Source organism: Thermodesulfovibrionales bacterium (assembly GCA_035622735.1).
Taxonomy (GTDB): Bacteria; Nitrospirota; Thermodesulfovibrionia; order Thermodesulfovibrionales; family UBA9159; genus DASPUT01.
In genome coordinates, this window is the sequence record DASPUT010000101.1 from 1 (window position 1) to 4,078 (window position 4,078).

Genomic DNA, 4,078 nt, shown 5'->3' on the forward strand with positions numbered 1-4,078 from the left:
TTTTCAAGGGAGATAACCGATTTTGTTTCTTCTGAGCATCTCAATCATCTGAATAACGATCTGCTGCCTCCTTCTGGAGAGAGTCACTGCCGCTAATCCTTCCTAAGGCGATGCATCAAATCTCCATGCGAAATCAACGAACATGAGAATAATTTGCTTTCTGTTGAATAAAAAGCATCGCTCATTTATAGTAAGAGCTAATAAAATTGAGGATTTAGAAGAGGAGTTTGTAAATTTCCATGGCGAAGCCGCTCGTCGTGATCGTCGGCAGGCCGAATGTCGGCAAGTCGACGCTCTTTAACAGGATAGTCCGCACTCAGGCCGCTATCGTCGAGGACATCCCCGGCGTCACGAGGGACAGGAATTACCGTGAAGCCGAGTGGGAGGGGAAATCCTTCATCATCGTCGACACCGGCGGTTTTTACCCTGAACCCTCCGATGATATCTTTCAGGAGGTGAAGGAACAGGCGCTCTTCGCGATCGATGAGGCGGACCTCATCATACACCTCATGGACGGTAAAGAGGGCCTGAACCCGAACGACATCGAGCTCGCGAAGATACTCAGGGCGTCGGGGAAGAAGGTGCTCTCAGCGGTGAACAAGGTCGATGCGCCCTCCCGAGAGGACCGCCTCTATGACTTCTACCGTTTGGGGGTCGATGAAATCCTCCCTCTCTCAGCAGAGACCGGATATGAATTCGGTGAATTCATGGACAGGCTTGCTGCATTCCTCCCCGCCGTAGGAGGGGAAGAGGTCGCGGTCGATTATCCTAAGGTCGCCGTCGTCGGCAGGCCGAATGTCGGAAAATCGACCTTGATAAACACCCTCACCGGCAAGAGGCGGATGATCGTCAGTCCGGAGGCCGGGACAACGAGGGACTCGATCGATTCTGTCTGCACCTATTACGGGCGAAAATACCTCTTCATCGATACGGCGGGGATACGGAAAAAGGGCAAGGTCGGCTATTCCGTTGAGCGCTACTCGATGGTGAGGGCTATCAGGAGCATCGAGCGCTGCGATGTCGCCCTCGTCGTCCTGGATGCATCGGCAGGGATCGTGGAGCAGGACAAGAGGATAGCCGGCATCGTCGAACAATACGGGAAGGGCGCGGTCTTCCTCATGAACAAATGGGATACCCTTGAAGACGCCGAAACCGTTTTCAAGCAGTACACGACTGAATTCAAGAATAAGCTCTGGTTTTTCACCCACGCGCCCCTGCTTACGATATCAGGACTGGAACGCAAGCGGGTCACCAAGGTCTTTCCCCTGATCGATGCTGTCGTGAAGGAAAGGAAGAAGCGGATACCGACCTCTGAACTCAACAGTTTCCTGAAGAAGGCGCTTTCCCATATCCCCCCTCTGCCCCAGTCTAAAGGGAAGATGGTGAAGATCAACTATATGACGCAGACAGGGACCGAGCCGCCGAGGTTTGTCTTGTTCACGAACAGGCCTGAGGGGGTGAAGGACCCATTCCTCCGATACCTTGAGAGGAGCCTGAGGGAAAGCTTCTCCTTCGGAGGGACTCCGATCCGGATCTTTGTGAGGCACAAGAACCCCGCATGATCTTCATCAGGTTCCTATCGGTCCTCTTCAGGAGCTTCGTCGATTTTTTCAGGGACGGCGGAATGATGCTCGCAGGTGCCATATCGTTCTTCACGATGATGGCGATCGTCCCCTTCTGCCTCCTGCTCGTCACGGTCTTCGGCCACTTTCTTGGTCAGTACAAAGACTTCTACCAGTTCTTCCTCTCGAGACTCGTAAGCTTCTTCCCGAAGATCACCTCGGAGATAACGGAAGAGCTGAGGAGGATCATCATCTACAAGAGCCTCGGGCAATTTAGCCTCGTACTCTATTGTCTCATCTCCTTTCAGCTCTTTTCATCCTTCGAATCGGCCATCAATACGATATTCAAGGTGAGGGTGAGGCGGTCCCTTATCGTCTCGATCATCCTTTCCCTGGTCATCGTCACCCTTGTCATTGTCATCCTGCTCCTCTCCTTCGGAGCGACATCGGGGATATCGTTGCTCAGGAGCCTCAGGGAACTTTTCCCGGGCTTCCATATCGGCAGGATCACCGGTTTTTTCATACGGTTCGTCATACCCTTTCTGTTTGTGTTTCTCATCATGATGATCCTCTACCTCTTCCTGCCGCGGAAGATGGTGAAATTCAGGCACGCCGTATCAGGCGCTCTCTTTACCACGATCCTTCTCGAGGCTGCCAAGCATATCTTCACCATCTACGCAGTGAAGGTGGCGATGTTCGGCACGATTTACGGACCTCTCTCGGCGTTTGTGATATTCTTGTTATGGATGTACTATTCGGCCTGCATATTCCTCATCGGTGCTGAAGTGGTGCATAACCTGAGCGCATCGGGTGCGAGATAGCATGCATGATTTAAACGACCTCATCGGGAAAAGAGTTGAAGTGATGGCAAACTACATAACTTACACCGGGAGGCTTGTCGAAGTGAGCGAAACAGAGGTGCACCTCGAGACGGAATCGGGCTGGATCGTCATCCCCGTCGAACAGGTCGGCGATATTAGGGAAGAGGCTCGGGCGTGAAGCTTGTTACGGCAAAAGGAACATGATAGACTGATAATTGACAGAAGGATGAAGGAGTGGCTTCGTAAGCGGGCCGCAACTGGCGGTAATCGTATCACGCATGACCGACGTAACGAAAGGGAGGACTGAAATGAACTATTCCGGATTTATCACAGTCGTCATCACGATCTTTGTCATGGTCTTGCAAGGCTGTGCGACGCCGGCCCGCCAGTCCGCGGTACCCGCGGGCCTGGAGGATCAGGCACAAGTGCCCGGGCTATCGGATGTGCGTTACCGTATCGGCTATGCGAAGGACATGGATGCCATGATGCAGGAAGGCATCGAGGCTTACAGGCGGGAGCAGGAGCAGTTTGTGGCGAGCGGACGTACCGGTCAGCTTCCGCCTGCCGTCTTCCTCGCGGTCTCCGGAGGGGGGGACAACGGTGCCTTCGGCGCGGGATTGCTCAACGGATGGACGGCAGCCGGGGATCGGCCCGAGTTCAAGCTCGTGACAGGCATCAGCACCGGGGCCCTCATCGCTCCCTTCGCTTTTCTCGGATCTTCATATGACGCCCAGCTGAAGGAGTTTTACACGACGATCTCGCAGAAGGACATCCTGGAGAAACGAGGGGCGTTGGCAGCTCTTTATAATGACGCGATGGCCGACAATAAACCCTTGCGGGGACTGGTCGAGAAGGCGGTGACCCGCGATATGATGGATGCGATCGCTGCCGCGTATAAAAAGGGGCGTCTCTTGCTCGTCGGCACTGCCGATCTCGATGCCCGCCAGGCGGTCATCTGGAATGTCACCAAGATCGCTGCGAGCGGTAATCCCAAGGCGCTTGACCTGTTCCGAACAATACTCATAGCTTCCGCGGCCATTCCCGGAGCATTCCCGCCGGTGATGCTCGACGTGGAGGCAGGGGGCCAGAAATACCAGGAGATGCACGTGGATGGCGGCACCATGGCCCAGGTCTTCCTCTACCCGCCGATAATAAACCTTAAAGAGCTGGAGCGCAAGGAGCACGTTGGGGCGCGAGAAAGAAAGCTTTATATCATCAGAAACAGCCGGCTCGACCCCGAGTGGGCCCAGGTAGATCGCCGGACACTTACTATTGCAGGGCGGGCCATCTCCTCCCTGATTCAGATGCAGGGTGTCGGCGACCTCTATCGGATCTACTTAACGGCTGAGAGAGACGGTCTCGATTACAACCTCGCTTACATTCCGTCGAGTTTCAACGTACCGAAGAAAGAGGATTTTGATACCGCATACATGCGGCAGCTTTTCGACGTAGGTTACAGCATGGCGGCAAAGGGGTATCCATGGCAGAAGAGACCGCCAGGGCTTGAGCCATCGGCAGGCGTCGTTCCTAAATAGACCGGCGCATCCCGTAATGTTCCGGGGGAGTGCCTTGCTCGCAGGAGGCATTGAAGACAGGCCGGGCTAACAGGGTTAGTTCATGAGCCTGCCGTCGACCATCCTCAAGACCCTGTTGCAACGGCCAGAAAGGGACTCATTGTGGGTGACTATCACAAAG

The 4,078-nt window shown here is 54.5% G+C and carries 4 protein-coding genes; all 4 read left to right on the top strand.

The features are described from left to right. The first annotated feature begins 239 nt into the window (after positions 1 to 239). Entirely contained in the window at positions 240 to 1,562 is a 1,323-nt protein-coding gene (gene der / locus VEI96_05900; protein ID HXX57515.1) for a ribosome biogenesis GTPase Der, read from the top strand. Next, entirely contained in the window at positions 1,559 to 2,383 is an 825-nt protein-coding gene (locus VEI96_05905) for a YihY/virulence factor BrkB family protein (protein HXX57516.1), read from the top strand. The genes der and VEI96_05905 overlap by 4 nt, the downstream gene beginning before the upstream one ends. Position 2,384: 1 nt before the next feature. Next, positions 2,385 to 2,561: a hypothetical protein gene (locus tag VEI96_05910; GenBank protein HXX57517.1), complete on the top strand. Its 177-nt coding sequence runs from the start codon at positions 2,385 to 2,387 to the stop codon at positions 2,559 to 2,561. Between the two features lie 130 nt (positions 2,562 to 2,691). Next, on the top strand, positions 2,692 to 3,918 hold the full coding sequence (locus tag VEI96_05915) for a patatin-like phospholipase family protein (protein HXX57518.1): 1,227 nt from the start codon (positions 2,692 to 2,694) through the stop codon (positions 3,916 to 3,918). Positions 3,919 to 4,078 lie beyond the last annotated feature (160 nt).

Coding starts and splice junctions, on each gene's coding strand:
- der (HXX57515.1), top strand. CDS start 240: ATGGCGAAGCCGCTCGTCGTGATCGTCGGCAGGCCGAATGTCGGCAAG.
- VEI96_05905 (HXX57516.1), top strand. CDS start 1,559: ATGATCTTCATCAGGTTCCTATCGGTCCTCTTCAGGAGCTTCGTCGAT.
- VEI96_05910 (HXX57517.1), top strand. CDS start 2,385: ATGCATGATTTAAACGACCTCATCGGGAAAAGAGTTGAAGTGATGGCA.
- VEI96_05915 (HXX57518.1), top strand. CDS start 2,692: ATGAACTATTCCGGATTTATCACAGTCGTCATCACGATCTTTGTCATG.